The following is a 23,330-nucleotide window of genomic DNA, read 5'->3' on the forward strand; positions in this document are numbered from 1 at the left end:
GTTACAGAATATCCAACCAAATTTTAACGGTCGTCACCAAAATCAGTGAAGCTAAGATCCACCGCAGGATTTTTTCATTTACTTTTTGTCCCAGTTTTGCTCCTAGAGGCGAAGCGATTAAACTTGAGATAATAAGAATCAAAGAAGGTAAAAAAAGTACCTGACCTGTGATCACCTTTCCAACTGTTGCTCCAATAGATGAAAGAAATGTAATCGCAAGAGATGAAGCGACGGTGATTCTTACAGGAATATTTAAAATCGATAACATAATGGGGACTAGGATAAAGGCGCCACCAGCTCCTAAAATACCTGATACGCCACCAATGATAAACGCTAGGGACGACGCCAACCATTTATTAAATATCACTTCTTTTCTTTCTCTATGTTCTTGTCTTCTTTTAGGTATAAACATTAAAATAACAGCTATAATGGCCATAATTCCGTATATAAAGTTAATTCCTTTTTCAGATATGAGTTTAGAAAAGTAACTCCCCAATACACTCCCTATAAGAATATTGCTTCCCATGTAAATGATTAATTTTTTATTTAAAAACCCACTCTTACGATAAGCCCAAACACCGCCAAGTGTTGCAAAGAAAACTTGAATAGCTCCTATCCCTGAAACTTCATGGGCTGTTAATGACATCACTCCCACTAAAGAAGGAACGTATAATAACAGTGGGTAATTAATAACAGATCCTCCAATACCAATCATTCCAGAAATAAAGGAACCAATAAACCCTATGATGAAAAGAGTTATAATAAAGGCAATATCCATTCGGAATTCCTCCTTTTCAAAGGAAAAGGGTATCTTTTTATTCGATACCCTTTCACAGTGATTAGCCTTTTTTAATCCAGAATTTCAGTACATCGCCTTCTTCAACATGTTCTAGAAGTTCATGACCACCTGACTTAGACCAAGCCGCTAGGTCACTTTTGAATCCTTTATCTGTTGCATGTACTTCTAAAATTTGGCCCAATTCTAACTCATTCATAGCTTTCTTTGTTCTCACAATTGGCATTGGGCATGCTAGTCCTGTTGCATCTAATACTTTATCTGACTTCATGTTCGTCTCTCCTCTGTTTTAGTAATATCATCTTGTGTTATCGAATTGCACAACGATTTGGCCCAATCTCCATTTCACGCTGTTTTTGTTCATCTGGGTTGATTTTTCCCATATTTGTTTCTCGAATCTCTTGATATGCATTGGGTTGTGGAGGCAGACTGTCTGTCACTAGGTGTCTAAATTCTGTTTCATCCTCAATGTTCAAACCATGATTCTTAATAAATAATGTACTTAGTTTTTTACCAACACTTCCGTCTTCATTTAACTCATCAATAATCATGAAGTGTGCCGGTAATACAATTAAATTCTTTGATAACGCTTTGTAACGTTTATAAAGGGTTTCTCTTAAATCTCCTACCCAATCTTCTGCCATACCGGCTAAATCAGGTCTGCCGATTGAATCGATAAACAAGATATCACCTGAAAGGAGATACTGATCATCGACAATGAAAGAAGTGGAGCCAATGGTATGTCCAGGTGAATAAATTGGTTGAATTTTAATCGTCGTTTTTCAATGATAATGTCATTTCCTTCTTCCAACGGCTGATAATCGAATAACACTTCTTCAGCATCTTTAGGCGGTAACCAGTAGGTTGCTCTTGTTTTTTCAGCAATCACTCTCCCCCCTGAAATATGGTCTGCATGGAGATGGGTATCAAATACGTGAGTAATTGTTGCACCCTTCTCTTTAGCAAAATCTAAAAAGACATCCGCCATACGTGTAGCATCTACTATGGCTGCTTCTCCATTGGATAATATCATGTATGATAGGCAGCCTTTCCCAATTCGAACAAACTGATAAATTTCCCCACCATCTTTTAAATCCCCGACTTTTACTGGCTCTAAATGTTCACTCCATGCTTTCATTCCGCCTTTAAGATAGGATACAGAAAGACCTGCTTCTGAAAGCATCTCGGATACCATTGCGGATGAACCTTCTTTTGCGCAAACGACTAGCACTTCTTTATCAGAAGGAATTTTCTCCAATATATCTTCTACTCCATCTAAAAGATCGAAATAAGGAACATTCAAATGGTCAAAGTCATGCCCTTCAATCTTCCAATTGCTAAAATCATTTTCATTACGTACATCTAGAATAAATAAAGGTTCTTTGTTAAAGATTTTTTGTGTGACTTCTTTTGCGGTAAGTGCTTGCACGGTCATGTTTAATTTCCTCCTATATCAAAATCTTTTTAAAGCAGGACTAAAATGTTAAAGATACATCCGCATCTTTTGCAAAATCTAAAAAGGTAACAGCTCCGCCTACTTCAATTCCTTCTACAAAGTCCTCTTTTGTTAAACCCATAACGTCCATCGTCATTTGACAACCAATAAATGTAACTCCCATTTCTTGTGCCATTTCAATCAGTTCAGGAATAGAAGGCACATTTGCTTTCTTAAATCCTTCCGTGAAGTGTTCTTTTCCTTTCGGCATTTCTAAATGTTGATGGGCTTGCTTATGGATCAGATTTAATCCCTCGAATGTAAAGAAGATAGATACTTCTTGATCACTTGCTGCTGCCGCAGTCGCAATATTAAATACCTTATAAGCATCAAATAGACCACCATTTGCCGCAATAATCGCTACTCTTGTACTCATTGGTTCATCATCCTTTTTATTTATTCTGTTTTACCTGTCCAATCACGCATACCAGGGACAACATTAATTACCTTTTTAAAACCTTGTTTTTTCATCGTTTTGGCTGCCATTTCACTTCTTCTTCCAGAATGGCAAATGATATAAATTTCATCATCTTTGTTTAACTCGTTAGAGCGCTTTTCCACTTCCCCAAGAGGGATATGCATAACTCCCGGGATATGAGCTTCTTCATACTCATCTAGCTCCCGGACATCTAAAATGTTAAGAGACTCCTCACTTTCCACTTTCTGTTTGAAAGCTTCTAGTGGAACCTCAGGAATAGAAGGTGCGCTTTCTGATGAATGCACTCCTCCTTTACGAAGAAAATGATGAAGTATTTCTCCCTCTGTTTCAGTACCTAGATATTCGTGACCTGTGCTATTTGCCCATGCTTGCAAATCTGCCGTAGAGCCTTTATCTGTTGCTTCAATTTCTAGTATCTCACCAGCATTTAAATCCTTCATTTTCTTCTTCGTTTTTACAATGGGCATTGGACACGTCAAACCTTTAGCGTCTAACACAATATTTGCCTTCACCATTTTTTCCTCCTTTTCAAATACAGGTGGGGGTATATAAACATACAAAAAAATAATATCTAAGGTTTTATGGCCATGTGTTCATACCACCTTTAATATTTGTGATATTTTTAAATCCTTGTTTTTTCAATACCTTGCTCGCCTTTAGACTTCTCATTCCACTTTGACAAATAACAAAAACTTCTTGGTCTTTCGAAAGTTGACTTGTTTGATGAGCCAATTTTGACAAGGGAATATTTTTGAACTCTTTAATATGCCTTGTACGAAACTCATGAGGTGTTCGTACATCGATAAACTGTTTTCCTTTATTTTTCAGCTCTGACTTTAAATCAGTAGTTGTTATCTGTTTAACACCTTCCACTGGTAAAAATCGTCGAAATACAATCCAAAGTAAAAATAAAATTAGTAAGGTATTGATGATTATCCCACTATCCATTGTGTTTCACCTCCTTTATTTAATTTGCAATTGGTAACATTAAATAAATAAGTTGACACTGCCTTCTTCAGCATCTGCTAAATAAGCGGCTACACCAGCATAGTCGATTTCATCTAATAGTTCTTTTTCCTGTAAACCAAGAAGATCCATTGTCATCGTACAAGCTACAAGCTTTACACCCTGTTCTTGAGCCATCTCAATCAACTGAGGCAACGTAAGTGCATTATGCTTTTTCATCACATTTTTAATCATTTTAGGGCCCATACCTGCAAAGTTCATTCTAGATAAACCCATCTTATCAGCACCACGAGGCATCATCTTTCCAAACATTTTTTCAAGAAACCCTTTTTTTACTGGAATCAGTTCTTCTTTACGTAAAGCGTTTAAACCCCAAAAAGTATGGAAGATCGTCACTTCGTGATCGTAGGCAGCAGCACCATTTGCAATAATATAAGCTGCCATTGCTTTATCATAATCTCCACTAAATAAAACAATTGTTGTGCGTTTTGTTTGTTCTGTCATGTTTCTCCTCCCAATCGAATTACCCATAGGGGTATATAGAATTCCAAAAATTTTTAAGTGAAAGATGGACGTTTCGCCAAATACATATACCGGTAGGGGTATAATATAACACATATAAAAATTCGTCAACCTTAAATATAGGTTGATGAATTTTTTATCGACTCTTTACCAATAAGTCGACTGCTTCTTTTACTAAGTTTTGTGTGTCTTCGCCCTTTTCTAAACTTTCGCGAACACAATGTTCAAGATTTGTACTAACTATAACACCTAATGCTCGGTCGATAGCATTGCGTGATGCTGCCAATTGAGTCACAACTTCTCTACAGTCTTTTCCTTGCTCCATCATAGTCAATACACCTTTAATTTGTCCTTCTATCCGACGTAAGCGGTTTTTAATCTTTTGATCATACTCCATTCGCTGAAATCCTTTCTATAATTTATTTTTACATTTACATGTTGCCAATTCATAACTATTTACATGGATACCTTTGCTCTTCAGAAAACGCACTCCTAAATTTAATTCCACCCTATCATAAGCTATTATGTGTATTTTATCACGTGGAATCTCTAAATAAAAACGTTTTAGATACGCATATGGGATGTTTAAAATAATACCATCTGAAAAATTGGGTACATCGTTATAATGGCGAATATCTAATATTGTTATGTCCATGGTCTCTAATTTATCCTTATGAATACAAAAAATTCCGGTTATAGGATAATAACGTCTATACGTTGCATGGATAATAACAAAAATAAGCAGAAATGCAACAACTAAATAATTGATACTAACCACACCACCTTATTAACCCCTTCTTATTCATAACGTAATAATATACCCCTATAGGTATATAGTCAAGTGTGAAAGCTAATTTCTTTGAGCTATTAATTAATTTTAACCTCTAACGACTGAAAAACACTCACATTTCGCTAATGCCAATTCGACTAAAAGTAACTCGAATAAAGAAACAATCCGATTTTCATTTAAATCGACTTGTTTAATCAATTACTTTTAAAATTAGCACAAGACAGTTCATCTGCTCAGCAACTATTTCTAATACGCTACACAGCATGCAATCCTCCGCTGCTTGGATATTAAATTGAGTTTCATTTGCATAAGAACAATTTGCAGGTACTGGTTCCCTATGTTTCATGCCGGATGTGACTCGAATTACTCAGAATTCTGCAAAATATCTATGCTAATCTTCCGTAGCAGCTGCATCTGCTTTGGTTGCATGAACTGTACCAAATGGATGGTTTGATGGAGCATAAATTGAGTATAGTTTTAACGGCGTATTACCTGTATTAATCACATTGTGCCAAGTGCCAGCAGGTATAACAATGGCAGAATCATCATAGACATTTCTTCGGAAATTTAAATTATCTTTGCTCTTTCCCATTTTAACGATCCCTCGACCCTGCTCAATCCGTAAGAACTGATCGACGTTTGAATGCATTTCCAAACCAATATCTTCTCCAATACCGATACTCATCAAAGTTAATTGGAAATGTTTTCCTGTCCATAAGGCAGTACGGAACGTATTGTTTTGTTTTGTGGCTCTATTGATATTTACAACAAATGGTTTTGGTCCATAATCCTTCAAGAGAAGGTTTCTATCTTCGTAGGAAGAACGCACATCATTAAATCTGTTTACATACTGCATTTCATTTGGAATAGTCCAATAAACAGATCTTCCATCGTTATACATCGGTACAGTGACATAATAATAACATTGAGGCGAAAAAGGTATATAGTACATTTTTTGATCCCCACAATTATAAATTTTTGTGATAGTATCCTATGCATTTATTAAGAGAGTGTTACTAAATCAAGAAAATTCATATTTAACACAAAAATGGACGTTCTTAATTAATGTAAAATATATTATTTAAAAAGACCTGCTTTGTATGTCCCTTTACAAATTCTCATAAAACCATATTCATAAACCCTGATTTATTTGCACTAGATGCTTTCATAATATCTACTTCTAAGTAACGTTTTGTTCGATCACCGTTTACACGGATGAATAATTTATCACCGACTCTATAATCGTAAAACTAGATGATAGCAGAAAACCGTTTACAGGTAAGGAAATAAATCTTCCTTGGTTAAATAAAGAAAAGTATAGTGCTGTTGAAATAGACGGCAAAGTAAAAGTAAAAAGACAACCTAGAGATGTAAGCCGTAGAGTATACACAATGAAAGACATTGATATTAACAGAGTAGACCCAGATACAGGGAAAACGAATCTTCAGATAATGAAAAAAGGAGATGCTCCTTACGCTAATGATGGAACCAAAGTTAATTTGCATCACCTTATCCAAGAAGAGAGTGGTACAATGCTTGAAATACCCGAAAGCTGGCACAACAAATATAGTAAAGTGCTGCATGGCTTGAAGGGAAGTGGACAGAGCTTTAGAAATGATCCAATACTTGAAAAACAGTACAATAATTTTAGAAAGAGATATTGGAAATGGAGAGCTAAACAATTCGAGAATCAAGAGTAAGAGGTGACTTTAATGAACTATTCACAAGTTGAGCAATTTATTAGAGAGAATGCAGAAGATGACGATTTTACGGGTGGAATTAGCATTGATAAAATTAATGCTATAGAGGAAAAACTAAACGTTAAATTACCCAACAGTTATAAATGGTTTCTTGAGAAATATGGATCTGGTGGAGTTTATGGAGTGAATATACTAGGTCATGGTAAAGCTAGGGCGAGAGTGGTTACAGTGACTGAAGAATACAAGAAATACTATGATTTAATTGATGGAATTGTGGTTATCGAATATATAGATGAATTTTCTTATTGTCTTGATACAAACAGAATGGATGATGATGGAGAATGTCCGGTTATCCTTTGGGACAATCAAGAGGGTTACGGTCGAACTGTGGCCCGTAACTTTTTAGAGTTTTTAATGGAGGATTTTGAGGAATCTAAAGAAAACTGGGACGATTAAGTCAGAAGGATTGCAATATAGAGCCCTCATTATATGAGAGGCTCTTTTGCACTTCAATAAATGCTTCTAGTTTCGCTTTCGTATCAATTTCAGAACAATCTTGAGTGCCACATGATAGCTTCTGGATGATCCATAACCACCTACTAAGAATTGAAATTTTTGATTCCAGTCAAAGAGAAATTCTTTAAAATGGGGATTTACTTGTTTAATCACTGTTATCACCTTTGTTCACAATGGTGATCTCAAAAGGTTTATCTTCTTCTGTAAGTTCTTCAATCTCTAATTTTTTCTTGTTGATATTTAAACGCATATGCTCCAATTTAAGGCGTCGTTCGTCTTCCGAATGAGCTAACTCATCAAACTGTTTTATTAGGTTCCTGAGCTCTGCCATTGCCCTAGATTGAGCGTTCAAGAACGTAGCATGACGATCCCAAGAAAATTGGAATTCGTATTCTTCCTCTTCGACTTCGTTTGTCTCAGATATGACAGACTTTTTCTTTTTCAGTTCCTTAATCATTTCTTCCTTATCAGAAACGAACATGATTTTTTGCGCCCTTAATATTGCAGCATATTGGATCTGTATCTGATCCCATATCATATCGACAGGTGAGCGCTCCTGAATCTCATCCATGATGGATAGCGTTTCTTCTGGCAAGAACTTTGAGAAGAATCCATGAGTCACAGCATTTTGTTTGATTTCTCAGTGGAGCGGCACCACCTTTATTTCCTAACACATTTTTATTACCAAACGGTGCTCTTCCTCCCTTGTTTCCTTTTGCATTTTTGTTCCCTTTAGGTGCGCCTCGACGCAAAAGAGCGCTCCCTTTCGATTTAGGAGCGCTCCCTTTTATTTTTTCTTCCCATTTATCGTTTGCTTTCCATTTGCGAATAGTGCTGCTTGTGATGCCTAATTCCTCAGCAATGTCTTTTAACTTCTTGCTCCCGCCGCTCTCTTCCCACAAACGAAAAGCTTCATCTCTGCGTGGATCACGTGGTCTTGGCATTACATCTCACCCACCTCCGGATCTCATGTTTGAGTTTGTGTTTGTTTTAATAGCTTTTGCTGATGTGTCCGCTATTGCACCTTTAGACAAAATATTCATTTCTTCTTTTTTAGACTTAAATCTATGTCGAAAGTTATTGTTTATCATACCTTATACTATCTCCCCTAAAGGAGGTGGAAATATGGGATTCTTCGGTGGATACTCTAACGGAAATACTGGTTATTCAAATGGATATGGTAACTCCTTCGCTTTGATCGTGGTGCTATTCATTTTGTTAATCATTGTTGGTGCTGCATTCCTTTATTAGTCTTGAGGCACTTCAATCCAAAGCGGCCTTTTTGAATTCACCTCCCTGTACGGCAAAACGCCATAAGAAGTTTTTATGGCGTTTTGCCATTTGATTGCCGAATCATGCTGACAAGGTTTCTATATGGTAAATATTCTCTCTAAACCGCCACCGCACTCAAGCCGTTAACCGCCAATTGTCTATCCTGAGATTTACCGGAAGCAGTTTACAGAGAATATAAAAAGCACCCCGTAGGATGCTAAATCTTATTTTTTAACATTTTGTCTAAAAAACTTCCTTGAAAATAATTTAAGTTTGCAGAGTAGTATCTGAAACTTGATACCGCAATAAACAATATTACAAGTTGTATAATTAACATAGCAATTACCATCGGCGGGTAAGAAAAACAGCCATACTTATACAGTGTTGCTATCACTGTAAACAAAACGGCTAAAAAATGACTTACGAATACAGTACCCAAGGCATGAATTGTTGATAGCAGGTACCTATACCTTTCAACGATATAGTTTCTTTTATCTTCTTTAATCTTTAATAAATTTTCATGCCATAAAACCTCAAAATAAAAATAATCGTTCTTATTGTTATCTTTCCAATTGTCAGGTTTGGGAAAATTCTCAACCTGCTTAATTGCATTATCAAAAATCCGATTTTTATTAAATATCCAATTCGCTACAAAGTATAAATGATGAATTATATAACCCACTACCACGCCAAATATACTCAGAGAAATGAAAACCCCTATTAATTTTCCAAGCTCAGAAAACTTTAAATGAGCTGATATATAGTCAGCTTCAGTAAGTGCAAAATAGGCTCCTATCCAGAAAATTAACATCCATCCTGGTATGCCCCACCTTATTAAATACTTTGTTTCAAAACTCATATAATCTCCTCCCACCTTATTATCGGTGAAAGAAAAGGACAAAGGAATAATTTGCAGAATTTGTCGAAATTTTTGCTACGAATCTTAATTTCCTTGATCACAGAACTGCTTTCTCTTTTGAACATTTTGTTCATAGTTTTATTAGTGATAAAAAGCGACCCTACATTTGGGTCGCTCTTCTCGTTTTATTACCTATTACCGACATACGGAATACAAAATGGCGTGCCATTATCATGCCATAATTGCGCATAATTATTTTAATTAGAGAGTTTTATAAAATCGTTTATTAATTGATCAGTTGTTAATATTGTGGCAAACTCATCGTGCAATGTAGCTATAGATACATTATGAATAGTATTCGCATCATAATATGTACCATTTTGGTCTTTAATACCGAAGGCTGCTGTTGCATCTGAAATTAGGTATGTATCAAATCCTAAATTACCACTCATCCTTGTGGTTGTTGATACACAATGAGGCGTAGTTAAACCAGTTATTACTACAGTTGTTATTTCATTTAATTTTAAGAACTCTTCTAAATTAGTACCAATAAAGCTACTATTTACTTTCTTGGTTATTATTACTTCTTCATCCATAGGTTTAACTATTTCCTTTATAGCAAACCCTTCATTCTTTGGATGAAATAAAGAATGAGGTTTATCAGAAGTGTGTTGTATGTATATTACTGTCCATCCTTTTTCTCTCCACAATTTTAGTATTTCACTAATGTTTTCTTCCGCCTTTAAGTTATTTCGTTCACCCCATTTTTTATCATCGAAGGCTTTTTGTACATCCACAATTATTAAAGCTTTTTTCTTTTCTTCCATAAGTTAACCTCCTAAAGAATCACTTATTTTTATTACTACATTTTAAATACAAATTTTACTTTTGTACAATGGCTTAACGATGAATTCCAAATAAGCGCCCCCCTAAAACATTTGAATATATTTTCTACAGCGAATAATAAAAGCACTCTAATAAGGAGTGCTGAAATTAAAGACTATTGATTTAGAAGCCATTTGATACGCTCAACTGAAAATATATAGTGGAGTATTATAAGACATAAAAAGATGATACTAACAGTTTTTAAATTACTAAAATAAAGCGCTGCAACAGCCATTATAAAGATCATAAATTCAATAACTAATCTTGTTACCCCGTTTACAGCTATTACAGTTTGTCCATTTCGACTAGGATCATTAGACACTGCAAACACTGACCAGATAATCATAACTACAATCGGTAAAACCAAAGTTACAACATACTTAAGATAACCATTAAAGTTAAAATGGGTCCATGCAAACACACCTATGGAGATTAGTGCAACGATTTCAAGAGCGAATCTTAAAAGTAAGTTAGTTTGATTCAAATTATACAGCTCCTATTCCTTTACAACGCTAAACCGGCTCAAGAATTAAGAGTATTAATCATAGTCAAAATAGCAGAACCAACACTATAAAGTGATTTAATAGTATCGGTATCTCCTTTGAATTTACTTATCTTATCCATGATCTTTCTATATTTGCTTACAGCTTCTTCCTGATTGGCACTTTTCAATACCTCTAACATTTCTACAATTAGAGTGAAAATTTCATCTTGTTTCTCATTGCTAGTTCTCATAAGCAACGATATTTCATGCAGTATAGCTGTATTCCTTTCGATACCAGATAGTAGTTGAAGAGTTTGTTCACGGTACTCTTTCTCATCTTTCTCTCTTTATTTATTGGCTTGCTCTTTTTGTTGCCGCTCTGAAGCTATCTGCTCATTAATTTTCTTAATATGACTCAAGTCAGTTGGAGGATAATTCAATTTAGGTAATTCTAAATTGATCTTAGGTATCTTTAAGTCTCCTACCAAGTTTTTGCTCCATCCATTTTCATTTCCCATTTAATCACCTCTTTTTAATTATCGGTTAAAGCAAGTAACTAAGAAACTATTTGCAAAATTTGTCGACAAAAAAACACCCTACAGGATGCTTTATTATTTTCTGCTCTTTATGTAATCTTCTTTACTGACACCTAAAAGCTCCGCAGAATGCTCATCTGCAGATTGTTCTAAATGATGCATTTGGTATTTAACGAATTCTTCTTCAGTAAATACCTTTTTATCGATGAGAATATCAATTAGAGCTTCTATTGTGCATTGACGGTTTACCGATCTACCTGCCAATTGTTCTAACAAATGTTGCTGATTAACATTAATTGTTCTAGTCATGTTTTCACCTCCTACCTTAATATCGGCCATAGATTATGACAAAGAACATTTTACAAAATTTGTCGAACGATTGAACATAAAAAAGACACCTAATAAGGTGCCCCATGAAAAAATTATTGATTTATACTATCTCCAATCATACTTTCCAATTCTTTTTCAATCTCTTCTTGAGTCATGTCTTCAACTGGTTTATATTCTCCGTTGGCATTATAATCAGCTGGGTTATCAGAAACCCCATTCTCTGGTACATACTCTGCATCATCATTGTAATCATTTGGATTTGAAGAAGGTGTTTTTGGATCACTCTCTAATTCTTCTTCAGTATAAATTGAGCTATCAGATTCACCACTATCTGTATCTAATTCATCAGATGTATCGTCCGTTAAATCATCTGTTGATGAATCGACAGAGTTTACCGATGTATCGTCAGTCGAATCTTCTGAAGAACATGCACCAATTACCGCCACAATGCCAACTAATATAAATAACAAACAAATCTTTTTCATTTGTCTCCTCCCCCACCTTTATTATCGGTGAACAAAGAGAACAAAGGGACGCTTTGCACGAATGATTTATTATCCTTTTACTATATGGTTTAGGTGGCACAATAATAATTCTGCCGCGCCGACCTGCCTCCCATTTTAAACCACAGATTTTTTCAGATTCAACAAACGCTCAAAGTGGCAACCTTGGCATAATTGGCTGATCAATTCGTCTTTCATTTTGCGTACAGTTTCCCTTGAAATGCCAAGGTGAAGACCTATTGCGCGGTTGCTCATACCCTCCATCATGCAATCATAAATGACTTTATGTTGCTCTCATTTGATCTTTTCTGCCACCAACTCAACTGCATATACTCGTTTCTCATAGTACTTAAGACGTTTGAAAAGACGTTCCTCTCGCATATCCATTTGCCTCAATTCAGCCTGACTCTTCCCAGGACTCCCTTTTGGCATAGCAGCTTCTAATCCATATTGAGCAACACCCCAATTTTTCATTGGAATTACCGAACCATAGAGTACCTTCTGCAAACGATGAACCTCTTTCACCATCCAGTGATAGCTATTGATTAGATTTTCAATTTCTTTTCGATTCATGAAACGTCCTCCTTTTTAAATAAATAAAACGGACACCAAACCAACAGCGTAAATAATACTGTAAGTTCAGTGTCCGCAGGCTTTCCTTCTTGGACAATATTACCTCTCAGCGCTCATGCTGTGCCCTCATTTCGGGGTGCAGGCATTCGGGAGGATTCTATATTTTAATCTAAGTTCACAAAATATTAACAAAAAATACCTTGGATATTTTTGTATCTCATGTAATAATACACTTGTATTAAAAACAAAGGGAGTGTTTAAAATGAAATTGAAAAAAGTTTTAACTGGTACTGCATTGTCACTTACTTTGCTTGTTTCTGCCGCTCCTGCCTTTGCCGCAAGTCCTACTGATACTCATTCTGAAGAAAGTCAATCAAAAGAAGTTTCTGCATTAGGTACCCTAGTTGTTCGTGGACTTCCTTCTGATCCAGACCCAGGACAAACAATCACTATAAACGGAACAACATATTATTTAGACAGTGTTACTTTTTATCCTGATGGATCTTATATCGCCTACTATTCAAGTTAACTATGAGGAGGTTTATAGCCTCCTCTTTCTTATAGTTCTACTGCTTGTTTGTCAGTTATTATTTCATCTGGCATGACTTGACGTACATTTGAAGTTCAACTTGTTAATGGTATCCATTATGAAACTTCCTTTCAATTGCTTACCTGACTTTGTAACCTATCTCATGATCAACCCTTGCAAAGCTGCCCTTTACAATTTGGATCACCGTTTTACCGTGCTCCGGAGCATCTAAGACATGGGCAGTACCTTGATTCCCATCTAAAACAATGATCTGAACTTTCTCTGGGTCAATCTTCTGTTGAATAGTAAAGTCTTTTTTGATGTTTATTTCTCTTGGATTGCACACTCAAAGCGCCCCCTGTGTTATGATAGAAGTACCAGTTCATATCAAGAACACTGAGGCTAAGCGCTTCAGTGTTTTTTATTTTTAGGCAGAAACCTCTCTTATCATGACTTCCACCCTCGGCTCTCCACTATAAAACTTGCTAACTTTCAGGTCCACTACTTGGCTATCATCTTTATATATCAAATGGTTCAGAGCGTCTTTTACACCCTTTACATAGTTATCAACGTCGGGCTTTGTCGTCGGCCTCAGAAGACCTTTTTCGGCTTTTTCTTTCTTCTTTCATGAGTTTGAAACTGATTTGGGCATAGGTCTATACACTTTGACATCCATTGAGACAGGACCAGTAATAATTGTTTCTGGTCGATGCTGAGACGCAACCAATGCTACATACTGCTTAAAGTACTTTGATTTCGCTGGATCTCGCATATGCACCTTCCCATTTCGTATTGATCCAAGCGGCCGCCCCTGTGCGACTGGCTCATCATAAACAGTGAACTTAATGTAATCCAACTGCTCTTTCCATAGCTGAATTTCTTTTTCTATTCTCGGTGCGGAGAGTAAAATTGCCAGCAGAGACACGACTGCTTTAAGCACTCAGCATCCGCTCCATTTGCTTTATTTGTTCCTCAAGTAAACGGATAGTTGGCGTAAGATCTTTACCTTCTGTAGGACTTAGAGGGTCCGAATATATAAAGTCCATCAGCTGCTTTTACATTCGTTTTCTCTTTCATTCCCATTCACCTAACCTATGATTTAATTGCATTCGATCACCTTTAATAATCACTATGTAATCACGACACATCTGGTGAATTCGTGAACCAAGAGCCTCGTCTATATCTAAAATCTCATCGACTGTTAACTCCGAAGAAATCAGCAAAGGCTTATGATTCAAGTATCAATAATTAATGACCGACTGGATTTGTTCAACCTGCCAATCGGTTGCCCTTGGATGACCGTTTATTGGTTTGAATAAGTCATCAATGAATAGTAATTCGACCTTTCTCATGACATCGAGTTTCGCTTCTAAGTTATCAAAGTTAGCTTTCAAATCACCCATGCCCTCTACGTAAGGGAAATACATGCAGTGTACTGATTTTTTCTTGATCAGATTATTCATAATCGCCGTGAGCAAATGAGTTTTGCCACTGCCAGGCTGTCCAAGTAATGCAATACTGTTTTGCCTTTCTCCTTTGATCTTTTGGAAATCTTTATAGTATTCCACTGCACACTCATAAGCGTCCTTGATCCTGTCTGACTTACCGTCCGTGGCGAAGTTACCAAAGAGAAGCTTTTCAAACTCTTCTGTAATGCCGCTAGCTGCCATGAGTCTGGCAATTTTCTTTCGTCTCACACATTCACACTGTTTTGAATAAGTATCTTTCCATTCACTAGCTTTGTCCGGCGTGCAAACCTTACCTAACAGAAAATCATCTTCAGGTACCATTTCGTTAGGAACCATAAGATCTAACTGATCATCTAAATGCCAAGGAGTGTCCTTATGTACCCGATAAACGACAATTCCACGATCCTTACAATAAGGACAATCAAATTCAGCCTTTTCTCCGGATACGGCCTGTTTTGTTCCCAAAAAGTGGGCTGACTTTTCCCGAAGCTCCTGCATGATCGTTTGAAATGCGGTGTCTATACTGACTGCTTTGTTTATAGCCATATTGTTTCTCCTTTCTCTTTTGAGTGAATGGATTTGATAAGATAGCTTGAACATATGACAAACTTGCAGCTTTCCCCTTTAATTGAAACGCTGTCTTGATAGCCTCCTTTACTTTTTCTTCACCATAGTCATCGACCATGTAGCCGATCCGCTGTGCCTCAATCGGGCCGACTGACCGAGCAACTTTGTTTTCATATAGCTCAAAGGCATTTTTCATTTTGTCATCGACCTCCTGTGTTCAATCTCAGCTGCAATATAATCACTGACGATGCAAAAAAAGTATTAAACGATCCTGAAACATTCCTTGCAGCTAAGACGGTGAAGTAACTGATGAAATTTCACAGGCTGCTTTGGAGATTATAACGGAGCAATTAAAGGAAAGACGGAAATCAGATAAATAAACGCAGTTAGTTTATTATTATTTATTTCTGTTTATTATGTTTAATTCTGTTTACTAATAAGATTTAGATTCTCATTTATATCTCAATCATATCCTCATTTATAAAGTGACTTTTGAATCCCATAAAAACCCTTACGTGACAAGGGTTTTTGTTGTTTTCTCATTTATATTTTCATTTATGTTTCTTTTATATTTTATATATAAAAATCATTACATAAGGAGCGTCTATTGGTGCAGAGAATTGTTGAGTTTGTTTTAAGTTTAATTGGAAGCTACTAGGTATAGTAGTCGCCATCATAGCCTTAATTATCGCCTATTCAGATGCACTTTTAAATGCGTTTATTCATTTAGATTTATCAAGTGAACTTATAGATGTTTCATGGGGGATCTGTTTTCTTTTCAAGTGTTGCTTTTCTTGCTTCATTTGCTGTTGGAGTAAAACCTAAGCTAAGCGGTACATTACTCATTATATCTGGTTTAGGTGGATTATTTTGTATTTCGTTACTCTACTTAATACCAGCAATACTTATGATCATTCCTGGAATCATGGTGTTTGTAAGGAAAGAAAAAACTGCTACTAAAGCAATTTAGAGCAGAGTATAACACAAAAGAACCGCGACTGGCGGTTCTTTTAGTGTATATTCCTATTTTAAATAAACTGCTTCATTATTATTGGACAGTACCATAATCAAAATGAATATCTTTCTTGTCTAAATCCCCCTTAAAATTTTTAGCATAGGTCATGGTTAAATGTACGCTTTTATCTATCCACCAAGTTCCATCATCTGTATTCGTATCCCAAGTAACATCTATATCTCTGTCAAAATTCTCAAAAAACACCAAATCCCCAACAGCTACTGTTTTTCCGTTGATCTTGTAATATATTAAAACAATTTTCTTATCGAATATACCTGTCCCGTGCTTTACGATTGTTAAACTGTAAGGCTTATTAGGACATTGCTGTTCAAGTATAACTTTAGGATTTAAAAATAAAACATAACAAATGAATAGAATTGGTACAATCATTAACCTTTTTAAGAATTTTTTATTGATATTTACCCCCTCCAACAGCATACTGATAGCGGTATAAAAAAACGTGATCCGTAAAATGCATTACTAGAACTTTCTTTGATTTTTAAATTTATTTTCTTATGCAGCTATCGCTATCCGTTAGTTTAATTAGAATTCAGATAATCCAAGACACGGTCAACTCTTTCATTGACTGAGCAATCACCTTCAATTTTTAACACTGGACAAGATAAATCTGCCATCCAATGTTCGTGTAATGCTTTACTTCTAACTTCCATTCCAGCAGTATCATATAAAGAAGCCCACTCTAAAAATGCTTTTGATTGTTCATATTTACTGCCACCGGCTAACACCTCATTTCCATAACGCTGAAATTCCCTATGCCTTAATCTCTCAAGCCGTATATCTTGTGGAATCCATAAGAAGACGACAAGGTCAAAATAACTTTTTAGATTATCGCCCCAGCCACACACTGCACCAGAAAGAATCCATTTCTCATTTATTGTTAAGTCTTTTTCAAGCAACTTTCTTCTTTCAGGAATTTCTCTTTTTTTAGTGAATTTATCTATCCAATAGTAATCATCGGTATCAAAATGCGTATGAGGCAAATGCTTTGATAATGCAACACCTAATGTTGAAGTTCCGACACCAGAGGCTCCCAATATGTGAATATTTTTTTTCATACTTCCCCCTCCTAATTAATCAACCAAACTCCCTGTTTGTTGCATAAGGTACTTACTATTATTTTGACATAAATCCCTAAAGACCTTTACTTTTCGAGGGAAATCCAGATGCGTGTTAAAATCATAATACTTACGAAAACAGCCATTATTAAACGGATTCATATTCCATCTCCATAGACGCATTATCCTATGAAAAAAGTCTTGATTTCCCTATAATATTTAAACGATCCAATTTTTAGATTGTCGTCTTTAAGGAGGTTTTCATCTTGAGGTATACAAACAGTCATTTAGAGGATTGGATTGAAAACTTATACAGGAAGATTGATATTACAGAACCTGAACAAATTAATTTTGAACGCATTGCTGAGTCATTAGATATCAGGCTTTCATTTAAACCTGTTACAAGCTTCGCACTTAAACACAGCGGAATTTATAACATATGCTTGGACAACCGAAAAAGCCGAGTTGAACAATGGTATGATTTTGCTCATGAATTTTGCCATATATATAGACATGAAGGCGATAAAAAACAATGCCTGCAACTTGGACTGATTATTTAGAGTGGCAGTCCAATTACTTTACATATCACTTTTGCATTCCAACTTTCATGTTGCGTAATATTAATCTTTCGTACATACAATCACATGCAATTGAAAATGGGCTTGGTTATTTAAGGTACCCTTCATTCACTAAGAAACGTTTAAGCATTTATTACAGGAAGCTGACTCAACCTTTATTTAATCAAACTGTGACGGGAAATCTGTGCACCCCCCTTTTGTAATTAATAATGAAATCCTCATGCATTTACGCGCATTGAAAAAAACAAAAAAAGATGTGTCCCTTCATGATCCGATCGGGCAGGATAAAGAAGGGAATGAAATAAGCCTGATCGATGTCCTGAAATCAGAAAATGAAGACGTGATTGATACGATCCAGCTCAATATGGAGCTTGAAAAAGTGAAGCAATACATTGACATTTTAGATGACCGTGAGAAGGAAGTGATTGTCGGGCGGTTTGGGCTTGATTTAAAGAAGGAAAAAACGCAGCGTGAGATTGCCAAAGAACTCGGTATTTCGCGCAGCTATGTATCTCGGATTGAGAAACGGGCGCTGATGAAGATGTTTCATGAGTTCTACCGGGCGGAAAAGGAAAAGCGGAAGAAAGCGAAGGGGAAATAATGCAGAAGAAGCCGGATCTAATATTCCGGCTTTCTCTCATTCATTTACATGCTTCTTTTAAAACTTTCGAAACTAACGGAGACAGAATATACGATAGAGGCATGAAAATATTTCCAGTCAACCGCTTGTCTCACTATCTTAACTCGTCAGCACTGATAAGCTCAATTATCATTTCCGAGAAAGACGGTCAGCATCTTAGCAGATGACTTGACTTATAAGTCCTTTACTTTCATCCAAACTCGCCAGAAAATCCCTCAACGCATTCTTCAGCACATCCTTAGAGACCTCGAGCTGGCTGTCGATGCTCGATCCCTTGATCGCTTGTTCCTCGGTCGATACCTTTTCACATACAAATTTCCATCACCCTGGATCGTATTCCTACAAATTTTAATGATAGCAATCGTTAATGCATTTTGTCAGCTTGCTGTCCCTCGATGATTATTACCTTCATAAATGCATCACCCCTTGGGTAATGCTATGTAATAACTGTTTGTCCTAATGAAGTGATTTTCAACAAGTGTAAAAAAAGGAAAAACTAGTTACTGATCAGTAACTAGTTTTCATCTTAAAGATTTAAATGTTTGGTTTCACCATATTTTCCGGTTTAACCATCTCATCAAATTGTTCTTCCGTTAGCAATTTAAGTTTCACAGCAGCCTCTTTTAACGTTAAGCCTTCTTTATGAGCAAACTTAGCAATTTTCGCAGCTTTTTCATATCCGATATAAGGATTCAATGCTGTGACAAGCATCAAAGATCCGGAAAGATTTTCTTTAATGGTTTTCGTATTAGGTTCAATACCAACCGCACAATGATCATGGAAAGATTTTATTCCATCACTCAGTAACTGCACGGATTGAAGGAAGTTATAGATAATAACCGGTTTAAATACATTTAGTTCAAAGTTGCCCTGACTTGAAGCAAAACCAATAGTTGCATCATTCCCCATAATTTGAGCCGCAATCATGGTTAGGGCTTCACATTGAGTAGGGTTGACTTTACCGGGCATAATGGAGCTGCCAGGTTCATTTTCCGGGATTGAAATTTCCCCGATACCACAGCGAGGACCGCTTGCAAGCCATCTAACATCGTTCGCAATTTTCATTAAGTCAGCAGCTAATGCCTTCATAGCACCATGTACATACGTTATTTCATCATGACTAGTTAAGGCATGGAACTTATTCGGTGAACTTTTAAACTGTTGGCCTGTAAAATTCGAGATTTCCTCTGAGACAACTTCTCCAAACTGTGGATGTGCATTAATGCCTGTCCCTACTGCCGTACCCCCGATAGCAAGTTCACGCATTTTTTCAGTTGCTTCCAATATCATTTCTTTCGAACGATCAACCATATACACCCAACCGCTAATTTCTTGTCCAAGGGTTAAAGGTGTAGCATCTTGAAGATGTGTACGACCTATTTTTACAATGTCATTGAATTTTTTTGCTTTTTCATCTAATGTGTTCCGAAGTTGATCAAGTGCAGGAACTAATTGTTCATAGATGGCTAATACACCTGCAACATGCATCGCTGTTGGGAAAGTGTCATTCGAACTTTGACTGCGATTGACATCATCATTTGGATGTATGGTTTGTATAGAGCCTTTTTCTTTTAATAAAGCTGTTGCAAGGTTCGCTATAACTTCATTAACATTCATATTGCTTTGTGTACCGCTTCCCGTCTGCCAAACAACGAGTGGAAAATTGTCATCATATTTGCCTTCAAGAATTTCATCACAAACTGCTGTAATAACCTCTGTTTTTTCGTTATCCAAATTACCTAGACGATTATTAGCAATAGCTGTACTGCGCTTCAATATAGCAAAAGCTTTAACAATACGGATAGGCATTTTTTCAGAACCTATCTTGAAGTTCTCTTTACTACGTTGTGTTTGCGCTCCCCAAAACTTATCAGCAGGCACCTTTATTTCTCCAAAAGTATCTTTTTCAATTCGATAGTTCATTAAAATAGTCCTCCTTCTGAACACATAATTAGTTTAAAATTCATATAAAAATTCATATATTTTTTCGATAAATTTATCATAACACTAATAAATTATGATGTATAATGCATAATAAATATGATTTTAATTCATTTATGTAATGATTTATAAAAAAGGTGGATTTCTAATGGAATGGGAACAATTAGAATACTTTCAAACACTTGCTCGTATACAGCATGTAACTAAAGCTGCTGAAACATTATCAATAACACAGCCAGCACTTTCTCGGTCTATTGTTAGATTAGAAAATTACTTAGGGGTTCCGCTTTTTGATAGACAAGGCCGGTCCATTACATTAAATAAATATGGGGAAAGATTCCTCAAGAGGGTCGATTCCATCATTAAAGAATTTACTGAAGGAAAGGAAGAAATTCAATCCCTTTTACAACCAGATCAAGGTGAAGTGTCTTTAGGCTTTTTACACACTCTGGGTACAACGATCGTTCCAAATTTAATTGGAGCATTTAAAGATCAATACCCAAATGTTCATTTCCAATTAAACCAGTCTCACTCTAATCAGCTTTTAGATAAACTAAAATCAGGTGAACTAGATCTCTGCCTGCTTGCTTCTTTTCCAGTCGAATCAAATATAATGTGGAAGCCCTTATGGAAGGAGGAGCTCTTTTTATTTTTGCCCAAAAAACATGTGTTAGCTACTCGTAAGGATATTACCTTAAACGAAATTGCTAATGAGCCTTTTGTTTTAATGAAAGAAGGTTTTGCTCTTCGAGTAACAATAGATCATATATTTGAACAGGTTAATATTACCCCAAACATTGTATTTGAAGGCGAAGAAGCTGCTACAATCGCAGGTTTTGTTGCAGCGGGTCTTGGCGTTTCAATTCTTCCTGATTTTAAAGGTAAAGGCTTAGACCAAACAAATATCGCAAAGGTCCGTATTAGTTGGCCAAGGTTTGAGCGTGTAGTCGGTATTTCTTGGATTGAAGGGAAGTATCTATCACCTGTCACTGAAAACTTCAAGCAATATATCATCAATCAGTTTCCTCAAATAGATTCGATATAGTATAAGTTACTGTTGTTGAGTTCAAGTCATGGCACTCTTAGATGGATTTAATAGCTCTAAAGCAAAAACAAAGAAGATACCAATATGGCTTTGGTATCTTTTTATTAGTCCAGGCCCTCAATAAAGTGGAAGTATATTGTCAGTTACAGAAGCTTTCAAGCATCTGAAGTTATCCAATACACTCATTGCATCATTTTATATCTATTTTGGGCACAAAATGGGCACGGTTTTTTTCCTTCCAAGTAAAAAAGAAAGGTTCTTTCCTTCCTTTAGTCCCTAACTTGATCTCCAACTATTATGAAACCAACATTTGAATCTGTCTGTATCTACAAAGTGAGTAAATATTAAAATGCTTAATACCATTACTGTCAAATGGAATTAGACTAATCATCATCAATGATAGCTGAGTCATTGAGGATAACTTGCTTATGAGTCCTTTACTTGCGTCCTCCCTTAAGCGGTTAAAAGCTGGACGTTCAAACAACTCACCAGAATACCCTTCATCAGCATACTTCAGCACTTCTTAGTCCCTGCTTTCTTTATGCAGGCTTCGATCTGGCTGTCAATGCTCGATCCCTTGATCGCTTGTTCCTCGGTCGATACCCTTACATATATGGCTATCACCCTGGATCTCCTTCCTATAACGTTTTATTAAATAATGATAGCAATCGTTAATGCATTTGCCAGCTTGCGGTCCCTCGATGATTATCACCTTCATAAAATGCATCACCCCTTGGGTAATGCTATGTAATAACTGTTTGTCCTAATGAAGTGATTTTCAATGAGTGTAAAAAAGTGCTTAAAAAAACCGATGGTATAAAACCACCGTTTTTTTCACTAGCCCTCAACATTATAAAACCATCTCGTACGTTATGAATGTTTATTTTTATTATACTCTTTACTTTCATTTTCTATCATTTCTATTTGGTTTCATGGATTGTGGTTATAAAATGGTGAGCCAAAACAATAATCGTTAACCTTTCATCTATATTGATTAAGAATTTTTAAATTCTTCCTTATGATAGCTTGTTTTATGAATTGTATATTTCTCTGTTTAGATTCACAACATCCTCGTGTGAAAATTTAACATCCTTTTTCTCTGCAAATATTTCCATCACTTTGTCGCGTAGTAACGGTGCTTTTTCTTTATTCGCCTTTTTCAACGCTTTCGTAAGTTCATCTTTTGTTAGCTCTGTGCAGTAAGCAGGAGTTCCTGGTTGCTGTCTCCAAGAATCACTTAAAGAACCACTGTCTATTGCATCGAAGCCTAACTCGGATACTACGTCTATGACTACTTGTTTTTGTGATGTGTCATCACCAGAAACTGCTATCGCGATTCGTTCACTAGAATCTACGGTTGTTCCTTCATTTTCTAAAGTATAGGCTAATAAATTGTTGAATGCTTTAATGACAGGTCTGCCTAATTGATTTGATACCCAAACACTTTCAACCATCCCGTTCTCGATTTCTTCAATTTTGTCGTCTCTAAAAGGATAATAATTTGAAGTATCTACAATGATTACATCCTCTCCGACTTGATCGATCATATTTCGAATGCTTGACATTGCTTTTGTAGGAAGAGATATGATCAGAACATCAATGTTTTTAATTGCATCCTCTACGCGCACAGGGGTTCCAGCAAGCTTTTTTCCTTCTAAATATTCAATTGCCCTTGCATCTGCAATTTTGACATCATGCCCATTCTCAACTAATTTTTTAGAAATAATTGACCCAATTGTTCCTGCACCTATAATTCCGAATTTCACTATTTTCCCTCCTAAAGAATTTGTATATAAAAGAATAT

At 36.0% G+C, this 23,330-nt stretch carries 25 protein-coding genes and 14 pseudogenes; 9 read left to right on the forward strand and 30 right to left on the reverse strand.

Annotation, left to right across the window (positions count from 1 at the left end; all coding sequences use genetic code 11):
• Nucleotide 1 precedes the first annotated feature (1 nt).
• From NSS75_RS14185 to NSS75_RS14230, 10 genes and pseudogenes are all read right to left on the reverse strand, one after another.
• On the reverse strand, nucleotides 2-778 hold the full coding sequence (locus tag NSS75_RS14185; protein ID WP_339233482.1) for a sulfite exporter TauE/SafE family protein: 777 nt from the start codon (nucleotides 776-778) through the stop codon (nucleotides 2-4).
• Between the two features lie 61 nt (nucleotides 779-839).
• The gene (locus NSS75_RS14190; protein ID WP_151175164.1) at nucleotides 840-1,067 is read right to left on the reverse strand and encodes a sulfurtransferase TusA family protein; all 228 of its coding nucleotides are present in this window, start codon (nucleotides 1,065-1,067) and stop codon (nucleotides 840-842) included.
• Between the two features lie 37 nt (nucleotides 1,068-1,104).
• Nucleotides 1,105-2,238, reverse strand: a pseudogene (locus tag NSS75_RS14195) (MBL fold metallo-hydrolase).
• A 33-nt stretch (nucleotides 2,239-2,271) separates the two neighbouring features.
• Nucleotides 2,272-2,667 carry a DsrE/DsrF/DrsH-like family protein gene (locus tag NSS75_RS14200; RefSeq protein ID WP_216394288.1) on the reverse strand — a complete coding sequence of 132 codons (396 nt, stop codon included), beginning with the start codon at nucleotides 2,665-2,667 and terminating at the stop codon, nucleotides 2,272-2,274.
• Nucleotides 2,668-2,687: 20 nt separating this feature from the next.
• Nucleotides 2,688-3,245 carry a sulfurtransferase TusA family protein gene (locus NSS75_RS14205; RefSeq protein WP_339233486.1) on the reverse strand — a complete coding sequence of 186 codons (558 nt, stop codon included), beginning with the start codon at nucleotides 3,243-3,245 and terminating at the stop codon, nucleotides 2,688-2,690.
• Nucleotides 3,246-3,309: 64 nt separating this feature from the next.
• The gene (locus NSS75_RS14210; RefSeq protein ID WP_185848797.1) at nucleotides 3,310-3,678 is read right to left on the reverse strand and encodes a rhodanese-like domain-containing protein; all 369 of its coding nucleotides are present in this window, start codon (nucleotides 3,676-3,678) and stop codon (nucleotides 3,310-3,312) included.
• A 39-nt stretch (nucleotides 3,679-3,717) separates the two neighbouring features.
• The gene (locus tag NSS75_RS14215) at nucleotides 3,718-4,200 is read right to left on the reverse strand and encodes a DsrE/DsrF/DrsH-like family protein (protein WP_185848796.1); all 483 of its coding nucleotides are present in this window, start codon (nucleotides 4,198-4,200) and stop codon (nucleotides 3,718-3,720) included.
• Between the two features lie 154 nt (nucleotides 4,201-4,354).
• The gene (locus tag NSS75_RS14220) at nucleotides 4,355-4,615 is read right to left on the reverse strand and encodes a metal-sensitive transcriptional regulator (RefSeq protein ID WP_151175169.1); all 261 of its coding nucleotides are present in this window, start codon (nucleotides 4,613-4,615) and stop codon (nucleotides 4,355-4,357) included.
• 15 nt (nucleotides 4,616-4,630) lie between these two features.
• Nucleotides 4,631-4,996 (reverse strand): sulfurtransferase, encoded by a 366-nt coding sequence (locus NSS75_RS14225; RefSeq protein ID WP_151175170.1) that lies wholly within the window; start codon nucleotides 4,994-4,996, stop codon nucleotides 4,631-4,633.
• Nucleotides 4,997-5,399: 403 nt separating this feature from the next.
• The gene (locus NSS75_RS14230) at nucleotides 5,400-5,960 is read right to left on the reverse strand and encodes a cupin domain-containing protein (RefSeq protein WP_339233491.1); all 561 of its coding nucleotides are present in this window, start codon (nucleotides 5,958-5,960) and stop codon (nucleotides 5,400-5,402) included.
• 301 nt (nucleotides 5,961-6,261) lie between these two features.
• On the opposite strand from NSS75_RS14230, the pseudogene NSS75_RS14235 reads away from it, so the two are divergent.
• Both NSS75_RS14235 and NSS75_RS14240 read left to right on the forward strand, forming a co-directional pair.
• Nucleotides 6,262-6,708, forward strand: a pseudogene (locus tag NSS75_RS14235) (HNH/ENDO VII family nuclease); the annotation flags it as partial.
• 12 nt (nucleotides 6,709-6,720) lie between these two features.
• Complete coding sequence (locus NSS75_RS14240) at nucleotides 6,721-7,164, forward strand: SMI1/KNR4 family protein (protein WP_339233493.1); 444 nt, start codon at nucleotides 6,721-6,723, stop codon at nucleotides 7,162-7,164.
• Nucleotides 7,165-7,239: 75 nt separating this feature from the next.
• Here NSS75_RS14240 and NSS75_RS14245 read toward each other — a convergent pair.
• Nucleotides 7,240-7,377 (reverse strand): annotated as a pseudogene (locus tag NSS75_RS14245) (phage terminase large subunit); the annotation flags it as partial.
• Nucleotides 7,370-8,168: pseudogene (gene terS, locus NSS75_RS14250) on the reverse strand (phage terminase small subunit). The pseudogenes terS and NSS75_RS14245, both read right to left, overlap by 8 nt.
• A gap of 181 nt (nucleotides 8,169-8,349) precedes the next feature.
• Between terS and NSS75_RS14255 the strand changes: the two are divergent.
• Complete coding sequence (locus NSS75_RS14255) at nucleotides 8,350-8,475, forward strand: YjcZ family sporulation protein (protein ID WP_024122219.1); 126 nt, start codon at nucleotides 8,350-8,352, stop codon at nucleotides 8,473-8,475.
• Nucleotides 8,476-8,713: 238 nt separating this feature from the next.
• Here the strand turns inward: NSS75_RS14255 and NSS75_RS14260 are convergent, their stop codons facing one another.
• From NSS75_RS14260 to NSS75_RS14290, 7 genes and pseudogenes are all read right to left on the reverse strand, one after another.
• Nucleotides 8,714-9,355, reverse strand: coding sequence for a hypothetical protein (locus NSS75_RS14260; RefSeq protein ID WP_024122220.1), 642 nt, complete (start codon nucleotides 9,353-9,355; stop codon nucleotides 8,714-8,716).
• A 257-nt stretch (nucleotides 9,356-9,612) separates the two neighbouring features.
• Nucleotides 9,613-10,182 carry a cysteine hydrolase family protein gene (locus NSS75_RS14265; RefSeq protein WP_024122221.1) on the reverse strand — a complete coding sequence of 190 codons (570 nt, stop codon included), beginning with the start codon at nucleotides 10,180-10,182 and terminating at the stop codon, nucleotides 9,613-9,615.
• A gap of 173 nt (nucleotides 10,183-10,355) precedes the next feature.
• Nucleotides 10,356-10,733 (reverse strand): YrdB family protein, encoded by a 378-nt coding sequence (locus NSS75_RS14270; RefSeq protein WP_038954242.1) that lies wholly within the window; start codon nucleotides 10,731-10,733, stop codon nucleotides 10,356-10,358.
• Between the two features lie 338 nt (nucleotides 10,734-11,071).
• A complete protein-coding gene (locus NSS75_RS14275) occupies nucleotides 11,072-11,242 on the reverse strand; it encodes a hypothetical protein (protein ID WP_213417756.1) in 171 nt (56 codons plus the stop codon).
• A 93-nt stretch (nucleotides 11,243-11,335) separates the two neighbouring features.
• Nucleotides 11,336-11,569: a hypothetical protein gene (locus NSS75_RS14280; protein ID WP_103672591.1), complete on the reverse strand. Its 234-nt coding sequence runs from the start codon at nucleotides 11,567-11,569 to the stop codon at nucleotides 11,336-11,338.
• A gap of 113 nt (nucleotides 11,570-11,682) precedes the next feature.
• Entirely contained in the window at nucleotides 11,683-12,075 is a 393-nt protein-coding gene (locus NSS75_RS14285; protein WP_103672590.1) for a hypothetical protein, read from the reverse strand.
• Between the two features lie 135 nt (nucleotides 12,076-12,210).
• Nucleotides 12,211-12,666 (reverse strand): annotated as a pseudogene (locus tag NSS75_RS14290) (sigma-70 family RNA polymerase sigma factor).
• 262 nt (nucleotides 12,667-12,928) lie between these two features.
• Here NSS75_RS14290 and NSS75_RS14295 point away from each other — a divergent pair.
• Complete coding sequence (locus NSS75_RS14295; RefSeq protein ID WP_024122226.1) at nucleotides 12,929-13,195, forward strand: hypothetical protein; 267 nt, start codon at nucleotides 12,929-12,931, stop codon at nucleotides 13,193-13,195.
• A gap of 139 nt (nucleotides 13,196-13,334) precedes the next feature.
• Here NSS75_RS14295 and NSS75_RS14300 read toward each other — a convergent pair whose 3' ends face one another.
• The 5 genes and pseudogenes from NSS75_RS14300 to NSS75_RS14320 all read right to left on the reverse strand — a co-directional run.
• On the reverse strand, nucleotides 13,335-13,541 hold the full coding sequence (locus NSS75_RS14300) for an XtrA/YqaO family protein (protein ID WP_213417757.1): 207 nt from the start codon (nucleotides 13,539-13,541) through the stop codon (nucleotides 13,335-13,337).
• Between the two features lie 81 nt (nucleotides 13,542-13,622).
• A pseudogene (locus tag NSS75_RS14305) lies at nucleotides 13,623-14,051 on the reverse strand (RusA family crossover junction endodeoxyribonuclease).
• A gap of 76 nt (nucleotides 14,052-14,127) precedes the next feature.
• Nucleotides 14,128-14,278 (reverse strand): annotated as a pseudogene (locus tag NSS75_RS14310) (hypothetical protein).
• Nucleotides 14,269-15,210: pseudogene (locus NSS75_RS14315) on the reverse strand (ATP-binding protein). The pseudogenes NSS75_RS14310 and NSS75_RS14315 overlap by 10 nt, the downstream one beginning before the upstream one ends.
• Nucleotides 15,092-15,459, reverse strand: a pseudogene (locus tag NSS75_RS14320) (DnaD domain protein); the annotation flags it as partial. The pseudogenes NSS75_RS14315 and NSS75_RS14320, both read right to left, overlap by 119 nt.
• Nucleotides 15,460-15,474: 15 nt before the next feature.
• Here NSS75_RS14320 and NSS75_RS14325 point away from each other — a divergent pair.
• Both NSS75_RS14325 and NSS75_RS14330 read left to right on the forward strand, forming a co-directional pair.
• A pseudogene (locus tag NSS75_RS14325) lies at nucleotides 15,475-15,611 on the forward strand (transcriptional regulator); the annotation flags it as partial.
• Nucleotides 15,612-15,982: 371 nt separating this feature from the next.
• Nucleotides 15,983-16,201 (forward strand): hypothetical protein, encoded by a 219-nt coding sequence (locus NSS75_RS14330; RefSeq protein WP_260627350.1) that lies wholly within the window; start codon nucleotides 15,983-15,985, stop codon nucleotides 16,199-16,201.
• Nucleotides 16,202-16,279: 78 nt separating this feature from the next.
• On the opposite strand, the gene NSS75_RS14335 is transcribed toward NSS75_RS14330, so the two are convergent.
• Entirely contained in the window at nucleotides 16,280-16,636 is a 357-nt protein-coding gene (locus NSS75_RS14335; RefSeq protein ID WP_339233501.1) for a hypothetical protein, read from the reverse strand.
• 149 nt (nucleotides 16,637-16,785) lie between these two features.
• The gene (locus NSS75_RS14340; RefSeq protein WP_101861115.1) at nucleotides 16,786-17,322 is read right to left on the reverse strand and encodes an AAA family ATPase; all 537 of its coding nucleotides are present in this window, start codon (nucleotides 17,320-17,322) and stop codon (nucleotides 16,786-16,788) included.
• A gap of 266 nt (nucleotides 17,323-17,588) precedes the next feature.
• Between NSS75_RS14340 and NSS75_RS14345 the strand changes: the two are divergent.
• Nucleotides 17,589-18,103 (forward strand): annotated as a pseudogene (locus NSS75_RS14345) (ImmA/IrrE family metallo-endopeptidase).
• Nucleotides 18,104-18,108: 5 nt separating this feature from the next.
• Nucleotides 18,109-18,501 (forward strand): annotated as a pseudogene (locus tag NSS75_RS14350) (sigma-70 family RNA polymerase sigma factor); the annotation flags it as partial.
• Between the two features lie 573 nt (nucleotides 18,502-19,074).
• Here the strand turns inward: NSS75_RS14350 and fumC are convergent.
• A complete protein-coding gene (gene fumC, locus NSS75_RS14355; protein ID WP_185848789.1) occupies nucleotides 19,075-20,463 on the reverse strand; it encodes a class II fumarate hydratase in 1,389 nt (462 codons plus the stop codon).
• 166 nt (nucleotides 20,464-20,629) lie between these two features.
• Here fumC and NSS75_RS14360 point away from each other — a divergent pair, with 166 nt between their 5' ends.
• Nucleotides 20,630-21,526, forward strand: a complete 897-nt coding sequence (locus tag NSS75_RS14360) for a LysR family transcriptional regulator (RefSeq protein WP_198098315.1) — start codon at nucleotides 20,630-20,632, stop codon at nucleotides 21,524-21,526.
• 418 nt (nucleotides 21,527-21,944) lie between these two features.
• Here the strand turns inward: NSS75_RS14360 and NSS75_RS14365 are convergent.
• The 3 genes and pseudogenes from NSS75_RS14365 to NSS75_RS14375 form a co-directional block, all read right to left on the reverse strand.
• Nucleotides 21,945-22,108, reverse strand: a pseudogene (locus tag NSS75_RS14365) (recombinase family protein); the annotation flags it as partial.
• A pseudogene (locus tag NSS75_RS14370) lies at nucleotides 22,066-22,244 on the reverse strand (hypothetical protein). The pseudogenes NSS75_RS14370 and NSS75_RS14365, both read right to left, overlap by 43 nt.
• A gap of 313 nt (nucleotides 22,245-22,557) precedes the next feature.
• Entirely contained in the window at nucleotides 22,558-23,292 is a 735-nt protein-coding gene (locus NSS75_RS14375) for an NAD(P)-binding domain-containing protein (RefSeq protein WP_185848787.1), read from the reverse strand.
• Between the last annotated feature and the right edge of the window lie 38 nt (nucleotides 23,293-23,330).

Origin of the sequence: Bacillus sp. FSL K6-1012, from assembly GCF_037964915.1 — a bacterium.
GTDB classification, from domain to species: Bacteria; Bacillota; Bacilli; order Bacillales; family Bacillaceae; genus Bacillus; species Bacillus halotolerans.

Excerpts from the sequence above, each read along its gene's own strand:
- NSS75_RS14185 (WP_339233482.1), bottom strand. The coding sequence starts at position 778 with ATGGATATTGCCTTTATTATAACTCTTTTCATCATAGGGTTTATTGGT.
- NSS75_RS14190 (WP_151175164.1), bottom strand. The coding sequence starts at position 1,067 with ATGAAGTCAGATAAAGTATTAGATGCAACAGGACTAGCATGCCCAATG.
- NSS75_RS14200 (WP_216394288.1), bottom strand. The coding sequence starts at position 2,667 with ATGAGTACAAGAGTAGCGATTATTGCGGCAAATGGTGGTCTATTTGAT.
- NSS75_RS14205 (WP_339233486.1), bottom strand. The coding sequence starts at position 3,245 with ATGGTGAAGGCAAATATTGTGTTAGACGCTAAAGGTTTGACGTGTCCA.
- NSS75_RS14210 (WP_185848797.1), bottom strand. The coding sequence starts at position 3,678 with ATGGATAGTGGGATAATCATCAATACCTTACTAATTTTATTTTTACTT.
- NSS75_RS14215 (WP_185848796.1), bottom strand. The coding sequence starts at position 4,200 with ATGACAGAACAAACAAAACGCACAACAATTGTTTTATTTAGTGGAGAT.
- NSS75_RS14220 (WP_151175169.1), bottom strand. The coding sequence starts at position 4,615 with ATGGAGTATGATCAAAAGATTAAAAACCGCTTACGTCGGATAGAAGGA.
- NSS75_RS14230 (WP_339233491.1), bottom strand. The coding sequence starts at position 5,960 with ATGTACTATATACCTTTTTCGCCTCAATGTTATTATTATGTCACTGTA.
- NSS75_RS14240 (WP_339233493.1), top strand. The coding sequence starts at position 6,721 with ATGAACTATTCACAAGTTGAGCAATTTATTAGAGAGAATGCAGAAGAT.
- NSS75_RS14255 (WP_024122219.1), top strand. The coding sequence starts at position 8,350 with ATGGGATTCTTCGGTGGATACTCTAACGGAAATACTGGTTATTCAAAT.
- NSS75_RS14260 (WP_024122220.1), bottom strand. The coding sequence starts at position 9,355 with ATGAGTTTTGAAACAAAGTATTTAATAAGGTGGGGCATACCAGGATGG.
- NSS75_RS14265 (WP_024122221.1), bottom strand. The coding sequence starts at position 10,182 with ATGGAAGAAAAGAAAAAAGCTTTAATAATTGTGGATGTACAAAAAGCC.
- NSS75_RS14275 (WP_213417756.1), bottom strand. The coding sequence starts at position 11,242 with ATGGGAAATGAAAATGGATGGAGCAAAAACTTGGTAGGAGACTTAAAG.
- NSS75_RS14280 (WP_103672591.1), bottom strand. The coding sequence starts at position 11,569 with ATGACTAGAACAATTAATGTTAATCAGCAACATTTGTTAGAACAATTG.
- NSS75_RS14285 (WP_103672590.1), bottom strand. The coding sequence starts at position 12,075 with ATGAAAAAGATTTGTTTGTTATTTATATTAGTTGGCATTGTGGCGGTA.
- NSS75_RS14295 (WP_024122226.1), top strand. The coding sequence starts at position 12,929 with ATGAAATTGAAAAAAGTTTTAACTGGTACTGCATTGTCACTTACTTTG.
- NSS75_RS14330 (WP_260627350.1), top strand. The coding sequence starts at position 15,983 with ATGTTTCATGGGGGATCTGTTTTCTTTTCAAGTGTTGCTTTTCTTGCT.
- NSS75_RS14335 (WP_339233501.1), bottom strand. The coding sequence starts at position 16,636 with ATGATTGTACCAATTCTATTCATTTGTTATGTTTTATTTTTAAATCCT.
- NSS75_RS14340 (WP_101861115.1), bottom strand. The coding sequence starts at position 17,322 with ATGAAAAAAAATATTCACATATTGGGAGCCTCTGGTGTCGGAACTTCA.
- fumC (WP_185848789.1), bottom strand. The coding sequence starts at position 20,463 with ATGAACTATCGAATTGAAAAAGATACTTTTGGAGAAATAAAGGTGCCT.
- NSS75_RS14360 (WP_198098315.1), top strand. The coding sequence starts at position 20,630 with ATGGAATGGGAACAATTAGAATACTTTCAAACACTTGCTCGTATACAG.